The organism is Streptomyces sp. NBC_01241, assembly GCF_041435435.1.
GTDB lineage: Bacteria > Actinomycetota > Actinomycetes > Streptomycetales > Streptomycetaceae > Streptomyces.
This window is the reverse complement of the sequence record NZ_CP108494.1, coordinates 3,517,311-3,535,295: the sequence shown is the minus strand read 5'-3', so window position 1 is coordinate 3,535,295 and position 17,985 is coordinate 3,517,311. Positions and strand designations below refer to the sequence as shown.

Genomic DNA, 17,985 nt, shown 5'->3' with positions numbered 1-17,985 from the left:
ATCACGTCCTGTCGGTTTGCGGGGTGGGGTGCGGGAACGCGTCCACGGAGGGAGGGAGGTCACCTCGGCGGAGGCGGGTGGGGCGCCGGCGATCGTGGGGCGGGGCGGGGGGCATCGGGCGGGTGGCCTCGCGGCTCATCGGGCGGGCGGCTTCGGGGCTCAGGCGGCGGTCGCCGGAGCGCGGACCGCCGGGTCCTGGATCAGGTGCAGCACGGCCGGGAGGCCGCTCGCGCGGGCCCGCCGGAATGCCTCGCGGAAGTCGCGGTGCGAGGTCACGGTCTCGCCGTACGCACCGTACGAGCGGGCCCATGCCGCGAAGTCCGGGTTGGTCAGCTGGGTGCCGGACGGGCGGCCCGGGTAGGCGCCCTCCTGGTGCTCGCGGATCGTCGCGTAGCAGCCGTTGTCGACCACCAGGGCGACGAAGGCGGCGCCGTGTCCCACCGCGGTGGCCAGTTCCTGACCGTTCATCAGGAAGCAGCCGTCACCCGCGACCGACACGACCTCGCGTCCGGGGAAGGCCAGCGAGGCCGCGACGGCGGCCGGTATGCCCATGCCCATGGCGCCGTTGCGGGGGGCGACGAGGGAGGCCGGGGCGCGGTGCGGGAGGTAGCGGGCCGGCCAGAGGGCGTGGTTTCCGGCGCCATAGGTGATGACGGCGTCGTGGGTGAGCTCCTCCCGCAGCACGCCCATGACCGCGGTGAGGTCGACGTAGGTGTCGTGGGTGTCTTCCTCGGTCGGCTCGGAGGGGGGAGTGGCGAAGCGGGCCTGGGTGTCCACGGCCGCCCCGAACCACGCGGCGTCGGCGTCCGGCGCCGCCGGCGTGGTGACGAGGTCGAGGACGAAGTCGGGCGCGTGGGCCGAGACGAACTGGTCGATGCGGCCGCAGTGGCCCTGTGCGTCGCCGGGGAGGACGAGCACCGTCTCCGAGTCGAGGCCGCGGGCGTATCCGTCGCTGAGCACGTCACCGCGCGGTGCGCCGAGGAAGACCGTGAGGTCGGCCTCGTCCAGCAGCCGGGCCGCATGGTCGCCACGGCCGTAGCCGAGCGAGCCGGCATAGGCGGCGAGGCCTTCGAGGTCGTGGGGGACGGCGTCGTACGCGCGGAAGTCGGCGAGGACGGGGATCGAGTGCCGTGTCGCCCAGCGCATGAGTTCCTGGCCGCTCTCCGCGGTCCAGCCCTCTCCGCCTACGACGACCAGGGGCCGCCGCGCGCCCTCGAACCGGCGCACCAGCTCCTTCAGCTCCGCTTCTGCGGCGCCGGGCCGCGGCACCGCAAGCGGCCGAACCCCGAGGGCGGGGCCCGCGGGGAGGGTGAGTACGTCCTCGGGAAGGCCGATCACCACCGGGCCGGGCCGGCCGCTGCGGGCCGCGTGGACGCTCTCCGCGACGACGCGGGCGGCGGCGGTGGGGTCGTCCAGCATGACGACCTTCTTCGCCGTGCTGCCGAACCACCCGCTGAGGTCGAACTCCTGGAATGCCTCCCGGCCGCGGTCGGGCACCGGGACCAGCCCGACGAAGAGGAGCATCGGGGTCGCGTCCTGGTACGCGGTGTGGACGGCGATGAAGGCGTTGGCGGCGCCCGGCCCCCGGGTCACCATCGCCACCCCGGGCAGGCCCGTCAGCCTGCCCTCCGCCAGCGCCATGAAGCCCGCACCGCCCTCGTGCCGGGTCACTACCGTCGAGATCGACGAGTCGTGCAGGCCGTCCAGAACGTCGAGGAAGGACTCACCGGGAACCCCGTACACCCGCCGGACGCCCTCGCGCTCCAGTTGCGCGACGATCAGATGGCCGGCGGAGAGGGAGCGCTCGGGGGAGTCGGTGGGCTCGGGTGCGACGTTCGCCATCGGGGGTCTGTTCCTTCTCTTGAGGCCGCGGTTGCCCGGCCAGTGTTGCTTTCGAGGCGGCCGGAGACACGGGGCAAAGGCCCCCGGATAGCGGCGCTGCGATGTGCAGATGAACAGGCGTGGGCGAGGGGACCAGGTCCGTAACACGAAAGTTTTCCCTCGGAATTCGGAGCGCGACGTGGCGCATTGGTCATGTGCACAGTCGTCGCCCCGTGGCGGTGTGCTTCTGCTCCTTGTGGTCGGCGAAGTCGTCGATGCACCGTTGGCCAACCGGACGGCGCCCGCTCAGCCCCAGTCCCCCAGACGATTCCTCGGCTCAGACCTCAGACCGGAGTCCCCATGACCGCTCCCGCTTTCCCGCCGACCACCGGCAGCCGGCTCGACGCGACGAAGATGCGCAGGATCTCCCTCGCCAGCATGGTCGGCACCACGGTCGAGTGGTACGACCTGTTCCTGTTCGGCACCGCCTCCGCGCTGGTCTTCGGCAAGGTGTTCTTCCCCGAGTTCGACGGGGCCGTAGGCACGATCCTCTCGTTTCTGACCTTCGCCTCCGCCTACCTGGCGCGCATGGTGGGCGCCGTGCTCTTCGGCCACTTCGGAGACCGTCTCGGCCGCAAGTCCATGCTGCTGATCTCCCTGACGACGATGGGCGTGGCCACCTTCGCCATCGGCCTCGTGCCCGGTTACGCCACCCTCGGCGTGGCCGCGCCCCTCCTGCTGCTCGGCCTCCGCGTGGTGCAGGGTCTCGCGCTGGGCGGCGAGTGGGGCGGTGCCGTACTGATGACCGTCGAGCACGCACCGGAGAACCGGCGCGGATTCTTCGGCTCCATGGTCCAGATCGGGGTGCCGATCGGAACGCTGCTCGCCAACGGGGCGTTCCTGCTGGTCGCCTCGACCACGAGCAGTGACGCGCTGTACTCGTGGGGCTGGCGGATCCCCTTCCTGGCCTCGGCGATCCTCGTCGGGATCGGCTTCTACATCCGGCTCCACATCGAGGAGACGCCGTCCTTCCAGGCAGTCCGGGAGGAGGGCGTCAAGGCCAGGATCCCGTTCTTCGCGCTGATGAGCCGGTACTGGCGCCAGGTGCTGCTGGGCGGCGTAGCGACCCTGTCCACGGGGTCGACCTTCACCCTGATGGTGGCCTCCGGCGTGAGCTACGGGACCAACGACCTCGGACACTCCAAGAACCTGATGCTGTGGGCGGTCATGGTGGCCTGCGCCATCGCGTTCCTGGCCATCCCGTACTTCGGCCGGCTGTCCGACCGGGTGGGCCGCAAGCCCGTCATCTACGCGGGCATCGCGGCAGAGGCCGTACTCGCCTTCCCGTTCTTCTGGCTGCTGGACACCGGATCGGCGCTCGGGGTCTTCGTCGCCTACACGCTCATGATGCTCGCGTTCTCCGCCAACTACGGCCCCATCGCGACCTTCCTCGCCGAGCTCTTCGGCACCCGGGTCCGGTACTCGGGCCTCTCGGTCGCCTACATGCTGTCGGGCCTGCTGGGCTCCGCGGCGACTCCGGCCGTCACCGCCTGGCTGCTGTCGGCCACCGGAAGCAGCTCCTCGATCGCCTGGTACGTGCTCGGCGCGGCATCCTTGTCCCTGCTGGCCCTGCTCCTGCTCGCGGAGACACGGTTCGGGGACATCGACGAGCCGGGCGTGGAGTCCCGGTCCGCCGCGCGCCCGATCGGGGCGGTCGCATGAGCACAGCGACAACGGCGGCAACAGCGACAAATGGATGCGGGATCACGCGGATCGACTCGGCGCCGGGCGTCCCGGCCGCCGTGGGCCCCTACGTCCAGGCGACGTCCGCCGGTGGCTTCGTTTTCACCACCGGTCAGATACCCGCCGCCCCGGGGCAGTCGAACGGCACCTTCGAGGACGACGTGCACGCGACGCTGCGCAACCTCGAAGCCGTTCTCCACGCGGGGGGTTCGGATCTCGACCACATCGTCAAGGTCAACACCTATCTCAGCTCGCCGGACCAGCTCGCGCCCTACAACCAGGCGTACGAGGCGTTCTTCGCCGGCCGTCGGCCGGCGCGGACGACGGTCTGCGTGGGGCTGTGGGGCGTGTCCCTGGAGATCGACTGCATCGCGGTGGTCAAGGAAGGAGCGGGGCAGTGAGCGTCACCGCCGCCTCCGATCAGGCCGGACTCGCACACGGGGAGTTGCTGGAGCGCCTGCGTCGAGTGGACCTCCCGACGCTTGGCCATTTCCTGGAAGAAGGCTTCGTCGACTCGGCCGTCCGGCGACTTGGCGGGCCACGGCGGATGGCCGGTACGGCCGCCACCCTCGCCCTCGACGCCCCGGACGCCGTGGCGGTGAACCGCGCGCTCGTCGCGCTGCGCCCCGGCGAGGTGCTGGTCGTCGACATGCGCGGCGACCACACCCACGCGCCGATCGGCGCCGTCACGGTAGCGGCGGCGCGAGCGCGCGGGGCCGCCGGCATCCTCGTCGACGGAGTGGTGACGGATGTGGACGCGCTCACGGACCCGGCCTTCGGCCTGCCGGTCCACGCCCGGGGCACCAGCTGCCTGACCACCAAGAGGCTTGACGGTCGGGGCGGGCGGCACCAGGTGCCCGTGGACATCGGCGGTGTCCGCATCGCGCCGGGGGACATCGTCATCGGTGACGCCAACGGCGTGATCGCCCTGCCGCCGGCAGCGCTGGCCGCCGTAGTGCACGAGGCGGAACTGTCGGACGCGGCGGAGCCGGAGCTCCTGCGGCGGATCCGCGCGGGCGAGGACCTCCGGACGCTTCTGCACCTCGGCTGATCCACCTTTGGCTATGCGAAGGAAGAAGACACGCGTGACGGAATACAAGATCGTCGACCCGGCCACGAACGTTCTCGTGCGGCGGTACCCGACGTCGGACGACGCCACGGTCGACCGCGCGGTCGAGGCGGCGGCAGCGGAGTTCACGGCCTGGCGGCGACGCCCGGTCGAAGAGCGGGCCGACGCCGTACTCGCCGTGTCCCGGGAGTTCGAGAACCGGCGGGAGGAACTGGCCGCGATCGTCACCCGCGAGATGGGCAAGACCACCCGCGAAGCCCTGGGTGAGGTGGACCTGTCGGCGGCGATCTTCGCGTACTACGCGGAGTACGGCCCCGACTTGGCCGCCGACCAGCGGCTCGACATCCACGGCGGCGACGACGTGGTCGTACGGTCCGAGCCGCTGGGCGTGCTGCTCGGCGTGATGCCGTGGAACTACCCGTACTACCAGGTCGCCCGCTTCGCGGCCCCCAACCTCGTCCTCGGCAACACCGTCGTCCTCAAGCACGCGCCGAACTGCCCCGAGTCGGCGCAGGCCATCGAGGACATCATGCGGGCGGCCGGACTGCCGGCGGGTGCGTACATCAACGTGTACGCCACCAACCAGCAGGTCGCCCGCGTCATCGCGGACCCTCGGGTCCAGGGGGTGTCGCTCACGGGCTCGGAGCGGGCCGGGAGAGCGGTGGGCGAGGTCGCGGGCCGCCACCTCAAGAAGTACGTCCTCGAGCTCGGCGGCTCCGACCCCTTCGTTGTCCTTCCCGACGCAGACCTGGAGGCCGCCGTCGCCGCGGCCGTCGAGGGCCGGATGGGCAACGCGGGCCAGGCGTGCACCGCCTCGAAGCGGTTCATAGTCGTAGACCCTCTCTACGACCGTTTCCTCGGCGCCTTCACGGACGCGGTGCGGGCGTTGACCGTTGGAGACCCCACCGACGACGGCGTCTCCTTCGGTCCCCTCTCCTCCGAGGAGGCCGCCCGGGCCGTGATCGCGCAGGTGAACGACGCGGTGGAGCGGGGCGCGACGGCGGTGACGGGGGGCAAGCGGCCGGCCCGCGAGGGTGCCTTCGTCGAACCGACCGTCCTCACCGGGGTCACCCCCGGCATGCGGGCGTACCAGGAGGAGATCTTCGGCCCGGTCGCGGTCGTCCACCGAGTCCCCGACACCGCGACGGCGATCCGCCTCGCCAACGACACCCCGTACGGCCTCGGCAGCGTCGTTTTCGGCCGCGACCTCGCCGCCGCGAAGGCGGTCGCCGACGCGCTCGACGTCGGCATGGTCTCGATCAACGGCTCCTCCCAGACCCAGGAGGACCTCCCCTTCGGCGGGGTCAAGCTGTCCGGCGTGGGGCGGGAGCTGGGGGCTTACGGAATGGCGGAGTTCGTGAACCGGAAGGTGATCCGCGTACGCGGCCGGGCGAGTTGACTCGGCGTTTCCACCCCGGCGGGGACGAGGCACGATGGAGCACATGCACACCCCGAATCCGCACCCGGCCGCCCTGCCCTCGCCGGACCCACATGTCGTCGCTCTGGCCCGCGAGTGCCTGGAGGAGATCGACAGCCTGGTCGACGAGTGGGCCGAGTACGTGGGGCCGGTCCGCGCCTCCTACTCGGACCTGGTCTCCCGGCACGAGTTCCGCGACAGCGCCTGGCAGGCGTTCGAGCTCTTGCTGCGCACCGTCGCGCAGTTGCCGGTGCCGGAACACATCGCCGGCGTCTCCGAGCGGGTCGGCGAGCAGCGTGCCCGGCAGGGCGTTCCGCTGGATGCGCTGCTGCAGGCCGCCCGTGTGGACTTCCGGGTCGTCTGGGCCGCCCTGGTGCGCCGCGCGGGCGAGGAAGGCAGGGCGCAGCTGGTCACCTCCGCCTACTACGTGTGGGAGGCGGTCGAGCGCCACGTCACCGGCATCATGACCGCCTATCAGCGCACCGTCCTGGAGATGGGGCGGCGGACGGAGGACGAGCGGCGTCTGTGGTTCAGCCGGCTCCTGGACACCGACGGCCGCAACCCCACCGTGCTGCAGGACGCGGCGCGGGCTCTCGGATTCCAGGTGCCCGGGCAGTTCCTGTGCGCGGTAGCGCCCGGAGGCGGCGAGGCGTTGCTACGGGGAGTCGCGAACGCCCTCCGCAACCTCGACGCCCCACTGCAACAGCAGGCGGTCGCCTCGGACATGGTCCTGGTGGTCCAGCTGGGCCCGCGCCTCACCCGGGAAGTGGTGCTGACACAGCTGCACGGGACGCCGTGCGGCGTTTCCCGCGTGGTGACCGGACTCACCGAGGTGCCCCGCGCGGTGACGCTCGCGACCGCCACGGCCCGCGTGCTGCCGCCCGATGCCACAGAACCGCACCGGCTGGAGGACAACTGGCTCGACGTCCTGGTCCACCGCGCCGGCGACCTCGGTCGGGACCTGGCGTCCGACGTGCTCGGCGGCCTGTACACGGGAGTTCCCGCGGTTCCTGCTGCGGAGGCGGAACGCCTGCTGGAAACCGTCCAGGTCCATCTGTCGGGCAGCGGATCGGTGGCGGACACGGCCGCCGCCCTGTACTGCCACCGCAACACGATCCAACAACGCCTCAACCGCTTCGCCGAAATCACCGGCCGCGACCCCCGACGCCCCGAGGACGCGGCCCTGGTCGTCCTGGCCCTCAGCGCGCATCGCCTGCAACAGATGTGACGCCCAGTGCCGACGCGCAACGCGACGAAGCCGACACCGCCAGGGAAAAGATCAGCGCCACGCTCGCCGACCCAATTCGTCGATCCAGTAGGCGACTTCGAACGTGCAGCGGCGCCCCGCCCTGCATCGGCCCCGGGGGCTATGCGTTCGACCAGCCGGAGCAGTGGCAAGAAGTGCCCCGAGGGAACGGCGAGATGCTCCACCCCGCCAACGCGCCACACGGCGGTTCGTCGAGCTGTGCGAGGAGATCGGTCTCCCGCCGGTCCGGCTCCACGACTTGCGCTACGGTGCCGCAAGGCCGGCCCACGCGGCCTACGTACTGCCGGCCGAACTCGGGTCGGCCGCGTCTCTGGCCCCGATACGCGGCCCTGCCTCGCGAAGGACCGCCTGGACGCAACTGAGGAGCAGGGGCGCACCAGGATGTCGGTCGCCTGCGCGGGTCGCCCAGCCGTCGAGCGGCGCACGATGCACGGCACACTGGCCGGACCCGGGCGGAGCCGCCCTCGACCAGGGTCACCGTGACCTCGACACCGTGCCGACACCCTCGACGAGGACGTCCTTCCGCTCACGCAAACGGCCCCGGACGAGAGGTCCGAGGCCGAGTGAAGCCCCTCCCTGGGGGAGAAACCCCAGGTCAGAGCGGTAACGCTTGGTGCCCCCGGCAGGATTCGAACCTGCGACACCCGCTTTAGGGGTTCGATCCACCCGCTGCCTGTCAGGGCTCCACCCGTGCACACTCGGGCCATTCGCGACCGCTGAACGCTGCGGCTGTCCATAGTCGTTGATGTCAACGCTGGATGTCAGCGGAACAGCTCCGGTATTGGGCAGACCTCCAACGGTTCATCCGGCCGGTCGGCCCATTTCCATTTCCACCACACATGGCGACTGGTGCACTTCCACAGAGCACGGCACGTCCGCTACCGTCGTCCTCCCGCACACAGAGGACGAATCCGCCGAACTGCATGGCTTGGCTGCACTCAGGGCAGGTTGGGGCGTCTGAATCCCCCATCTTCGATAGTTCACCTCAACGCGAGCTATGCCGTGCCGACCAGTACGTAGAACAACAGGGCCGCAGCCCACATGAGCGCAACTGGCAAGACGATCACCGCCACGATGATCTTCAGGAAGATCAGTAGGCGGTCCGCTGCCGTGAGCGGGTCCCGCATCAGGCCTTGACCACTCATGAGTCTCCCCTTGGCCGCACTGCTCAGCGGTGGTCGGCGGAGTCTAATAAGTGACTGAGCCATTCCGACGGGTCGACGCCCCCTCGATGCGAACTATGGGCGCGCCGGTCGCTGAGGGGCGATGGGCTGGGGTCTGTACAGCGAACGGTGGGACTCGGTTGATTGTTTCTACCGGCGTCCGGCAGTGAGCCGGCCGTCGAAGGTGATGTCGAAGGCTTGGAGTGCGGCTTTCCAGCGCATGGTCCAGCGCTTGCTTCCGGTGCCCTTGGGGTCCAGGCTCATCACCGCGAGGTAGACGCACTTGAGCGCGGCCTGTTCAGTGGGGAAGTGCCCGCGGGCCCTCACGGCCTTGCGGATACGGGCGTTGACGGACTCGATTGCGTTGGTGGTGCACACGATTTTCCGGATCTCAATATCGAACTGGAGGAAGGGGACGAACTCCGCCCAGGCGCTTTCCCACAGCCGCACGATCGCCGGGTATTTCCTTCCCCAGGCCTCATTGAACTCCATGAAGCGTTCCAGGGCGGCGTCCTCGGTCGGCGCGGTGTAGATGGGCTTGAGCGCCTTCGCGATCTTCTCCCAGTCCTGCCTGGCCGCGTAACGGAAGCTGTTCCGCAGGAGGTGAACCACGCACGTTTGCACGATCGTCGCAGGCCAGACCGTGTTGACCGCGTCCGGAAGACCGGTCAGGCCGTCGCAGACCAGCATCAGCACATCACGGGCGCCCCGGTTCTTGATCTCGGTAAGGACCTGCAGCCAGTACTTGGCGCCCTCGCCGCCGTCGCCGACCCACAGGCCCAGGATGTCCCGATGCCCCTCCGCCGTCACGGCCAAGGCCATGTAGACGGGCCGGTTGGCGACCTGCCCATCCCTGACCTTCACGTTCACGCAGTCGATGAAGACGACCGGATACACGCCTTGAATTCGATCGGTGGTTGCGAACATCCAAGGGGAGATGGTTCGCATGCCTCGTGGAGGAGCCAATCGCATGCCGTCGTCGGCCAGACGGCGGTACTTCGAGCTGCGGCGCAAGGGCCTGAAGGGGGCAGCGGCCGCCCGCCAAGTGGGCGTATCGGTGAGCTGCGGGTCCAACTGGTTCATCGATGCTGGAAGCATGATCATTCCTGACCCTCCCATCTCGCCACGCTTCCTGACCCAGGACGACCGGATCGCCATCGCCGACGGTCTGCGCGCCGGGCGGAGCCCGGTCGTCATCGCCGCCGAGATCGGCAAGAGCGTTTCGACGGTCTACCGGGAGATTGGACGCGGCCGGAAGGAGAACGGGGAGTACGAACCCTGGTGGGCACACAACCAGGCGCTCCTGCGTCGCCAACGCCCCAAAGAAGAGAAACTCCGCGACCACGGACCCCTGCGCGCGGCAGTGCGCGAGAAGCTCGACGAGAAGTGGTCCCCGCAGCAGATTGCTCGACACCTCGCACGCGAGCACCCGAACAACCCTCGCATGCGGGCCTGTCCGGAGACGATCTACCGTGGCCTGTTCGCTGGCCTTCTGGGCAAGCGTGAGGGCCGACTGCGCACCGGACGCACCCGCCGCAAGCGGCAACGCCGTGGCGTCGTCTCACCCAACAAGATCAAGAACATGACGCTCGTCCATGACCGACCCGCCACGGTCAACGATCGTGAAACGCCCGGCGATTGGGAGGGAGACCTCATCATCGGACGCGCTCAGCGGTCCGCTATAGGCACCCTCGTCGACCGCACGACCCGCTTCGTTCGCCTGATCCACCTGCCGCACGGCTGGAAGGCCCAGCCGATGCGCGACGCCCTGGTCTCGCAGACCGCCGATCTGCCACGAGCGTTGCGGCGGACCCTGACCTGGGACCAGGGGCGCGAGCTCGTGCTCCATGAAGAGATAGAGGCCCTCTCCGGCTTCCGGATCTATTTCTGCGATCCTCATTCTCCCTGGCAGCGCGGCACCAACGAGAACATCAACGGGCTGCTGCGGCAGTACTTCCCCAAGGGCACCGACCTTACGGTCCACTCCCTGCGCAACCTGACGGCCGTGGCCCGTCAGCTCAACGAGCGCCCCCGAATGGTCCTGGGAGACCGTACTCCGTCCGAGGTCATGCAAGACTGGGGCATAGCATCACAGTTTCCGTGATTCGCAATCACCGCTAGAAACCGCCCGCTGTCCAGGGGACGGTTCTGCCATTCGGCCATGCCGGCCATCACGCTGTCGGTGATCGTGGAGACAGTGGTCGTGGAGACCTCCGTGCCGTAGACCTCGGCCAGGTGGGCGGAGATCTCGCCGTGGGTAAGGCCCTTCGCGGACAGGGACAGGACCATCTCGTCCACGCCGCCCAGGCGCCGCTGGCGCTTCTTGACCAGCTGCGGTTCGAACGTGCCCGCCCGGTCCCGCGGCACCGCGATCTCCACCGGGCCGACCTCGGTGGTCACGGTCTTGGACCGGTGGCCGTTGCGGTAATTCTCCCGGCCGCCCTCGACCCGTTCACCGGGCTCGTGTCCGAGGTGGTCGGTCAGCTCACCCTCCAGCGCGGACTCCAGCACCTTGCGCGTCAGCTCCGCCAGAAGGCCGCCCTCGCCGGTCAGCTTCACTCCGCCGGCCTGGGCCCGGGCCACCAGTTCGGCAACCAGACTGTCATCCACAGCATCCAGCGCACCCACGGCGGCCTCCCCGGCCTTGATGTCACTCATCACGTCAGTCATCAACTGTCGCTTCCAGCTCGGGAGTTACACCGGTTACCGTACAGACCCATGGGCGTCCAGCAGGTTGGCAAGGGGGTCTTACTCGGTTGACTGCGGTCCGCGCCGTTGCTGTACTCCGCTGCTGTACAGCGACTTCGGAGGACCCGTGACCGCACTGCCGGCGAGCGTAGACCGCGACATCCTCGATCATCGGATTATGTTCGCGATCAGGACGATCCGCGAAACTTTGAGCTGCACGATTCATGAAGCCATCGACGTGTTCGCGGCCCGGTATGAGGCAAGGCCCCGGGGAGAGTCGCGTTCGCCCGATTTGATCACGGGATGCCGTGGAGGGTGAGGATGGCTTCGGGGCGGGTGTGAGCGCGGCGGCCACTGGCGATGTTGGCCCAACCGGCCCGGTGGAGGGCGGCGCGGGCCAGGTCGCGGAAGACACTCACGACGACGGGGGTGCGGTGGCGGCGGACCTGGCGCAGGTCCTCGCCGAAGACGACGTCTTTGGACCAGTGGACGGTGGATTCGATCATCCAGTGCCCGCGGGCCCAGGCGGCGATCTCGGCGGCGTCGGCCTGGTGGGCGGCGAGGTCGGTGACTGCGTAGACGGTCTCGGTGCTCCACCATTTCGTGCCGAGTCGGCGACGCTTACGGTGGATGCGTACGACCTGTTTGGCGTGCGGGAACAGCAGGTTGTCCACGCTGGCGACCTTGACCTCGCGTACTTCCTCACGGCCGTGACCACGGTCGCGGGAACGGTCTTGGATGGGTATCTCACGCCAGGGCAGCTTCGCCAACTGGCGGGCAAGGGTGGGCTGGTTGTGCTTCACGGACAGCAGGTAGTGCGCTTTGCGCTGCTCCACGAGGTAGCGGGCATGGGCAGTCTGGGCGTGCAGGGCATCGACGGTGACGACCGCGTCGGTGAGGTCGGTATCGGCGATCTGGTCCAGCAGCGGGGCGAACTCGGGGATTTCGTTGGTTTTCGCGCCGATCTCACGCAGGGCCGCGGTCAGCGCGTCGTCGTGGCGCACCGCGCTGAGCACGAACACCTTCGATCCGTCGGCGCGTACTGCACCGCGCAGGCATTTACCGTCGACGGCGATCGCACGTCTGCGGATGGTCTGGTGGCCTGGACGGACGCGTCGGGCGGTGCGGTGGGCGCGGCGCTGTTCACGCTCGCGGGTGCCGTCCGGGTTCACCGGCGCAAGGGGTGCGGTGGCGAGAGCGGTCAGGTGGGCGAAGCCGGCCGCGGTCAGCGCCGCGGGATCGACCCTGGCAAACGCGTCACGCAGGGTGCGTTCACCCGGAGCGCGGTAGCGCCCGGCAAAGGGATCGTACGGGCAGCCGAGCCGGGCCAGAACCTCCTGCTCACACCGCCGTGCCCATTCCGCGATGGAGACAAGGGAGTTGTGCCCGGCACAGGTCATCGCGCAGACGCCGACGGCGAGCAAGGTGGTCAGCTGGAAACGTCGCCCCCGACGGGCGCGTGGGTCGGGCACGCGGGCCAGGGCATCCAGGAGCCCGGGCGGCACGACCGCCGCCGGGTCGACGGGCGAGGGCGTCGTGACGGGCGCAGCAGCGGTGAGAGAAGATGAGGCAGCGGGCACGGCAACCTTGCAGATCGTGAAGCGTAGAGAACTCCATGATCTACAAGTGCCGTGCCCGCTCTGCGTCCGGAGCCCGCCACATGGTCAAATCGGGCGAACGCGACTCTCCCCGGGGCCTTGGGTATGAGGAGCTGCGCCGTGATCGTCCGAACGACTTCACTGTCGGGCCGGAGGAGTACGGCCGGGGCTTCTACTCCTGATCGGCGGTGCACCAGTTTGGAAGACCACGTACCCGGGTCTGGTCTGACCAGGCAAGACGCTGACCTGGGCCCGGGTACCCAAGCGCCGTGATTCCCCGTGGTTCCCCGCTCATCGCCTACTGATCGGGCACGTGAAGGGCACGGCCCTCCTGGTCCTGCTCGGCCTGTTCCAGTCCGGCGATGATCCTTCGGCGCCAACGTGGCACCACCACTGCGGCGATCACACCGACTGTGAACACAGCGATGGCGGCGCCCCACAGCAGAAGCGTGAACGCGTACCCGGCTGACTCCATGAGCCCTCCTCTCGTGAGGAGCGTACTCAGCCTGAGACTGGCATGTGGTCGACGGAGTCTCAAATGGCGAGGCCCGACTCCGCCGGCCTCCGCGCCGTCCGGCTGCACGATGCCCGGCACGGCTGCGCGACGCTGCTCACCGCGGCCGGGGTCGCGCCACGCGTTGTGATGGAGATCCTCGGGCACAGCCAGATCAGCATCACCATGGACGTCTACACGCACGTCGTCCACGACACGCAGCGCGAGGCCATCAGCCACATGGACCGGCTGCTCAAGAGGCGCCCCGGCCGTGAGTGACCGCCCTCGTTGATGTCAAAAACTGATGTCAAAGGCCCCGGACCACGATCGGTCCGGGGCCTTTTTCCTGGTGCCCCCGGCGGGATTCGAACCTGCGACACCCGCTTTAGGAGTTTTCTCGGGGCGAGGTTGTGACCTGCAGAAATATTGGGCGTAGGGTGCCTCGCCTGGAAGAAATCCTCTCCCGGGTTCTCACGTGTTCGCGTGGTTTCCCGTCCTGATGTGTGCTGAATCCGTTCTGAAGCGGGGGCTACTCGGCAGGCGGTCGGCAGCGGGTCTTCGTGACAGACACGAAGGATGGGCGGCACCCCGCTTGAGGTCTCATGTCGGCAGGGGCGCTAATCCACATCGATGCCGTACTCCTGGACCAGTTCCTCCAAGCCGCCTCGGTATCCCTTGCCTCCGGTGACGAACTCCCAGTCGCCGTTCGCGCGGCGACGGAAGGACCCCAGTACGAGGGCGGTTTCGCCGGTGCGGCCGTCGGAGACTTCCAACTGGTCGAGTGGAGTTCTCTCGGAGTCCAGCAGCCGAATGCCGGCGTCGGCGAAGCCGGACAGGTCGGCCGAGGGGTTGGCGACAGGGTCGACCGCGGCAATGACGACGAGACGGTCAGCGCGCGCCGGTAGGGCGTCGAAGGAGACTTGGATGGCGGCTCTGTCCGGCGCGACGGGGATGAGCGCCCGGACCGTGCCGTCGGGTGTTTGGGGGTTGTTGAAGAAGACGAAGTGGTCGTCGTCCAGAACGCGGTTGCCGTGGCAGACGAGCGCACACACGTCCAAGGCGACGGTGCCCGACCAGTACATGCCCAGCACGTTGTGGTCGTCCGTGCTGGTCTCACTTTCCGGCGCTGTCCGCTGGGCGGGCACCGAGCGTTCGCCGCTGCCCAGTCGCCCGCGCAGCCCGTGGCGGTGCAGCAGGTCGACCAGTTCGGAGCCTGCCACCAGTTCCAGTGGCTTGCCATTGGCGAAGGTGTGCGAGCCGGGACCGAATCCGGACGTCGTGACCAACACACCCTTGTTGGCGCCGGCGTCCTGGACGGTGCCGTACAAGTCGCGGACGGCTGTCGGGGGCACGGTATTGCGGTAGCGCTTGACCTGTACGACGATCTTGCCCCCGCGAATCGGGGTCGGATCCAGCGCATCGATGTCCACGCCACCGTCGTTCGAGCGCTGTGTGGTCACGGCCTGCATGCCCATGGCTCGGAACAGATCGGCGACCAGCGCTTCGAAGGCGATTGGATCCATCTCGTACAGATCCGGCTCTTCGTCGCCTCCATGGGTGACGACACCGTTACCGACGTCTTCGGGAACCCGGCCGGGCCGCACGGACGCGTACTGATCGGGGCGCGACGACAGCTGCCCCCGAAGTCCGTCCACCAGGCAGTTGACAGCGTTCACCTGTTCCAGATGCAGTTCTGCGAAAGTTGAACGCGAGGCCATGACAGTGCCGAGGAACATGGGTGCTCGTCTGCCAGTCGTCGGGTCGTGATCGTCCACGAACCCGTTCAACGCGACCGATTCCAGCGCACCGAACTCATCGGCTGCGAAAAGGTCACGCAGAACCAACAGGAGACACTGTGCGAGTACGTCCCGGTACAGGGCGCGGCGCTGCGTGACCGGTCGGGGCGACTCCTTCTCCTGATCGGCGTTGATCATGTAGCGCACCGACTTCGCCTCCGGGACGACGTCGTACTTGGGCAGCTCCCAGTTCAATACCAACTGGCGCGCACCGGAGTCGTACGCTGCGGACACCTGACGGGGCAGGTCCTCAGGCCAACCGGTCGAGGCGTAGAGAGCGGCGGAGAAATACTCCACCGCGGCCTCGGGATCTCCGTTGCGAAGCCCCATTGTCATCTCTGCGATGCCGGCATTATGCCGACGGATTTCGCCCAGCTGGGTTTCGGCCCATTGTTGGTACTGCAGCTGGTAGGTGGCCAACTGGTGCTGACGCTGTGCTTCCGCAGCCTGTGTGGCCTGCCAGTCACGCTCGAACCTGGACCGGGCCTCCGCCTGCGCCTGAGCTCGCCTTGCGGCGGTCCAACCACCCTGCGGCTGGTACTGGTTCGGGTCCGGCATGCGGATGGGGTGCGCGAGCTGTCCCGGGGAGAACGCCTCGATCTGCTCCGCCCGAGTCAGTGCATCGGCCCTGAACGCCGGAGCCCGGCACCCTGCCGCCAACAGACCCTGCAACGAATCGACCCGCGCGTCGATTTCCTCCGTGCGCCGCCGGGCCTCTGCCTCGCGCTGCTCTCGGTAGGCCGCTCTCTGCTCGCGGTGGCTGCGCGCCAGCTCTCGCTGGTAGGCGCGTTGTTGCCTTTCCTGATCCTGCTGGTATCTGGCTTGCGCCTCACGTTGACGTTGCTGTTGGCGCTGCGCTTCAGCCCAGACACCGACCAACCCATTGGAGCGACGGCTCATGCTCTACAGGCCCTCCCCACCAGAGACTCGGCGTGCGTGCACCAAGCCCTGGCCCCATAACCAGCAGTGATGAGGCGACTCTAGTCGGCAACCAGTTGTGCGCCCATGTCCTTGCCACAGTTGACCCCAGCTCGTCCAGGCGCTCGGCACCAAGGATCAGCTGGCCGTAATACCCCTCGTACTCCGGCTTCAGGTTCGCCCGCAGGAGCCCTTCCAGACGGTCGACGAGGTGCTCGTAGCGGCGCCGGGTCAATTCGTCCTTCGTGATCACCAGCCACAGCTCCCCACGCCAAGGGCACACGAGGGCGTGTGCTGTATGTGTGCCGCAAGCCGGAGCCCTCCCGCCCTTACGGACGGAAGGCTCCTGACCTGCTGCTTTGCTGTGCCCCAGGCAGGATTCGAATCTGCGACACCCGCTTTAGTAGGGCTTTGTTAGGTGCGGTGGTGTGGTTCGGGTGCCGGGGCGGGTTGGCCGCATATGGAGCAGGCGCCGGTCCAGGTGGCCAGGAGGGCTTGGAGTTCGCGGAGGACCGCGTAGAGGGTCAGGCCGGCGCAGGGGCTTTTGGGTCGAGTCTGAGCAGGGTGCAGAAGGCTTGGGCGAGGGAGGCGAGGGTGGTGTGGCGGTGCCAGCCGGGGAAGTTGCGGCCCTCGAAGTGGTCCAGGCCCAGGCCGTCCTTGAGTTCGCGGTAGTCGTGCTCGATGCGCCAGCGGATCTTGCAGATGCGGACCAGCTCGCGCAGTGGGGTGTCGGCGGGCAGGGTGGACAGCCAGTAGTCGGTGGGCTCGGCGGCGCCGGGCGGCCACTCGGCCAGCAGCCAGCACTCGGGCAGGGAACCGTCCACGGCGCGGCGGATCGTGCGGTTGGCCGGGCGGACGCGCAGTGCGAGGAATCGTGAGCGCATCTCGGCGCGGGGGTTGTTCCTGGTGGTCTTGCTGCCCTGGCGCCAGGTCACCGTCCGTAGCGTGGATCGTCCTTCGTCCAGGGCGAGTTGGCGCAAGGTGGTGTGGGGGTCGGGGTACGCCGGGCCGGGCGGGCGGCCCTGGCCGCTGTAGGGCGGGCGCCGGGGGACGGCGTCACCCGGGTAGGCGGTGGTGCTGCCCTTGACCGCGACCGCGTAGGCCAGCCCACGTTCGCTCAGGCCCTCGCGAAAGCCTGTCGCGTCCCCGTAGCCGGCGTCGGCGACCACCGGCAGGTCGGGCAGCTCCCAGTCCCCGCGAACCTCGTCCAGCATGTCCAGGGCCAGGCGCCACTTCTCCCGGTGCCGCTCGCTGTCGGGGATGCCGGCCTTCGTCCGGCGGCGGCGGATCGCCTCGGCCAGCAGCGCATCGTCCGCGTTCTTGGCGTCGTCCCAGCTCTCGGGCAGGAACAGACGCCAGTCGACCGCCGAGGAGGCACGGTCGGACACCAGGTTGACACTGACCCCGACCTGGCAGTTTCCGCGCTTGCCCAGCGCGCCGCAGTACATCCGCGCCACCCCCGGCGAGTCGTAGCCGTCCTTGGGGAAGCCCACGTCATCGATCGCGTACGCCTCGGGCGAGATGTGAGCCGCAGCCCAACGGGCCAGCCGCTCACGGACCTTGCCCCAGTTCCAGGTGGAAGAGGAGACGAACTGCTGGAGCTGCTGATGGTCCACACCCAGACGCTCGGCCATCGGCTGCATCGACTTGCGCTTACCGTCCAGCATCAGCCCGCGCAGGTACAACTCACCCTTGGCCCGCTGGTCCCGCCGCGCCAGTGAACCGAGCATCTCCGCCGCGAACGCCTCCAAGCGCGGGCGGACCGTCTCCATCTCCTCAGGTGTCACACCTGAAAGAAGATCACAACCCTACCCCTGGCCGAACATTCGGGGTACCTAACAAAGCCCTATTAGGAGTTCGGCCGGATAGTTGTCATCCCTGCTCGCGCCACGGCCTTCGGCGCTGCTGGTGGCCGCCCAGTGCTGCCGTCGTTGATGTCAGCTGTGGATGTCAACTGCCCTCGATGCGAACTGCAGGCAGGGCGGTCGCTGGGGTCTGCCCGCCTGGTCAGT

At 68.7% G+C, this 17,985-nt stretch carries 13 protein-coding genes and 2 pseudogenes; 7 read left to right on the top strand and 8 right to left on the bottom strand.

Annotated features, from left to right (window positions below; all coding sequences use genetic code 11):
• Window positions 1-159: 159 nt before the first annotated feature.
• Window positions 160-1,842, bottom strand: coding sequence for a thiamine pyrophosphate-dependent enzyme (locus OG306_RS15520; RefSeq protein ID WP_371665391.1), 1,683 nt, complete (start codon window positions 1,840-1,842; stop codon window positions 160-162).
• Between the two features lie 339 nt (window positions 1,843-2,181).
• Between OG306_RS15520 and OG306_RS15515 the strand changes: the two genes are divergently transcribed.
• Genes OG306_RS15515 through OG306_RS15495 form a run of 5 tightly spaced genes read left to right on the top strand, consistent with a single transcriptional unit; the run spans window position 2,182 to window position 7,278 of the window.
• Window positions 2,182-3,543 carry an MFS transporter gene (locus tag OG306_RS15515; RefSeq protein WP_266746754.1) on the top strand — a complete coding sequence of 454 codons (1,362 nt, stop codon included), beginning with the start codon at window positions 2,182-2,184 and terminating at the stop codon, window positions 3,541-3,543.
• Window positions 3,540-3,965, top strand: coding sequence for a RidA family protein (locus tag OG306_RS15510; protein WP_266906343.1), 426 nt, complete (start codon window positions 3,540-3,542; stop codon window positions 3,963-3,965). The genes OG306_RS15515 and OG306_RS15510 overlap by 4 nt, the downstream gene beginning before the upstream one ends.
• The gene (locus tag OG306_RS15505; RefSeq protein ID WP_327259123.1) at window positions 3,962-4,615 is read left to right on the top strand and encodes an RraA family protein; all 654 of its coding nucleotides are present in this window, start codon (window positions 3,962-3,964) and stop codon (window positions 4,613-4,615) included. The genes OG306_RS15510 and OG306_RS15505 overlap by 4 nt, the downstream gene beginning before the upstream one ends.
• A gap of 34 nt (window positions 4,616-4,649) precedes the next feature.
• The gene (locus tag OG306_RS15500) at window positions 4,650-6,032 is read left to right on the top strand and encodes an NAD-dependent succinate-semialdehyde dehydrogenase (protein ID WP_371665390.1); all 1,383 of its coding nucleotides are present in this window, start codon (window positions 4,650-4,652) and stop codon (window positions 6,030-6,032) included.
• A gap of 43 nt (window positions 6,033-6,075) precedes the next feature.
• Window positions 6,076-7,278 carry a PucR family transcriptional regulator gene (locus tag OG306_RS15495; RefSeq protein ID WP_266746750.1) on the top strand — a complete coding sequence of 401 codons (1,203 nt, stop codon included), beginning with the start codon at window positions 6,076-6,078 and terminating at the stop codon, window positions 7,276-7,278.
• Between the two features lie 1,034 nt (window positions 7,279-8,312).
• Here OG306_RS15495 and OG306_RS15490 read toward each other — a convergent pair.
• Complete coding sequence (locus tag OG306_RS15490; RefSeq protein ID WP_266746749.1) at window positions 8,313-8,462, bottom strand: hypothetical protein; 150 nt, start codon at window positions 8,460-8,462, stop codon at window positions 8,313-8,315.
• 168 nt (window positions 8,463-8,630) lie between these two features.
• Window positions 8,631-9,377: pseudogene (locus OG306_RS15485) on the bottom strand (IS256 family transposase); the annotation flags it as partial.
• A 49-nt stretch (window positions 9,378-9,426) separates the two neighbouring features.
• On the opposite strand from OG306_RS15485, the gene OG306_RS15480 reads away from it, so the two are divergent.
• Window positions 9,427-10,584 carry an IS30 family transposase gene (locus tag OG306_RS15480; RefSeq protein ID WP_432762221.1) on the top strand — a complete coding sequence of 386 codons (1,158 nt, stop codon included), beginning with the start codon at window positions 9,427-9,429 and terminating at the stop codon, window positions 10,582-10,584.
• Here the strand turns inward: OG306_RS15480 and OG306_RS15475 are convergent.
• From OG306_RS15475 to OG306_RS15465, 3 genes are all read right to left on the bottom strand, one after another.
• On the bottom strand, window positions 10,494-11,150 hold the full coding sequence (locus OG306_RS15475) for a transposase (protein ID WP_368082241.1): 657 nt from the start codon (window positions 11,148-11,150) through the stop codon (window positions 10,494-10,496). The two genes, OG306_RS15480 and OG306_RS15475, sit on opposite strands and share 91 nt — an antisense overlap.
• 314 nt (window positions 11,151-11,464) lie before the next feature.
• Window positions 11,465-12,748: an ISAs1 family transposase gene (locus tag OG306_RS15470; RefSeq protein WP_371665389.1), complete on the bottom strand. Its 1,284-nt coding sequence runs from the start codon at window positions 12,746-12,748 to the stop codon at window positions 11,465-11,467.
• 316 nt (window positions 12,749-13,064) lie between these two features.
• Window positions 13,065-13,241, bottom strand: a complete 177-nt coding sequence (locus tag OG306_RS15465; protein WP_371665388.1) for a hypothetical protein — start codon at window positions 13,239-13,241, stop codon at window positions 13,065-13,067.
• A 75-nt stretch (window positions 13,242-13,316) separates the two neighbouring features.
• Here OG306_RS15465 and OG306_RS15460 point away from each other — a divergent pair.
• Window positions 13,317-13,538, top strand: a pseudogene (locus tag OG306_RS15460) (tyrosine-type recombinase/integrase); the annotation flags it as partial.
• A gap of 338 nt (window positions 13,539-13,876) precedes the next feature.
• On the opposite strand, the gene OG306_RS15455 reads toward OG306_RS15460, so the two are convergent.
• The gene (locus tag OG306_RS15455; protein ID WP_371665387.1) at window positions 13,877-15,955 is read right to left on the bottom strand and encodes a restriction endonuclease; all 2,079 of its coding nucleotides are present in this window, start codon (window positions 15,953-15,955) and stop codon (window positions 13,877-13,879) included.
• Window positions 15,956-16,497: 542 nt separating this feature from the next.
• A complete protein-coding gene (locus OG306_RS15450; RefSeq protein WP_371665068.1) occupies window positions 16,498-17,760 on the bottom strand; it encodes an IS701 family transposase in 1,263 nt (420 codons plus the stop codon).
• Between the last annotated feature and the right edge of the window lie 225 nt (window positions 17,761-17,985).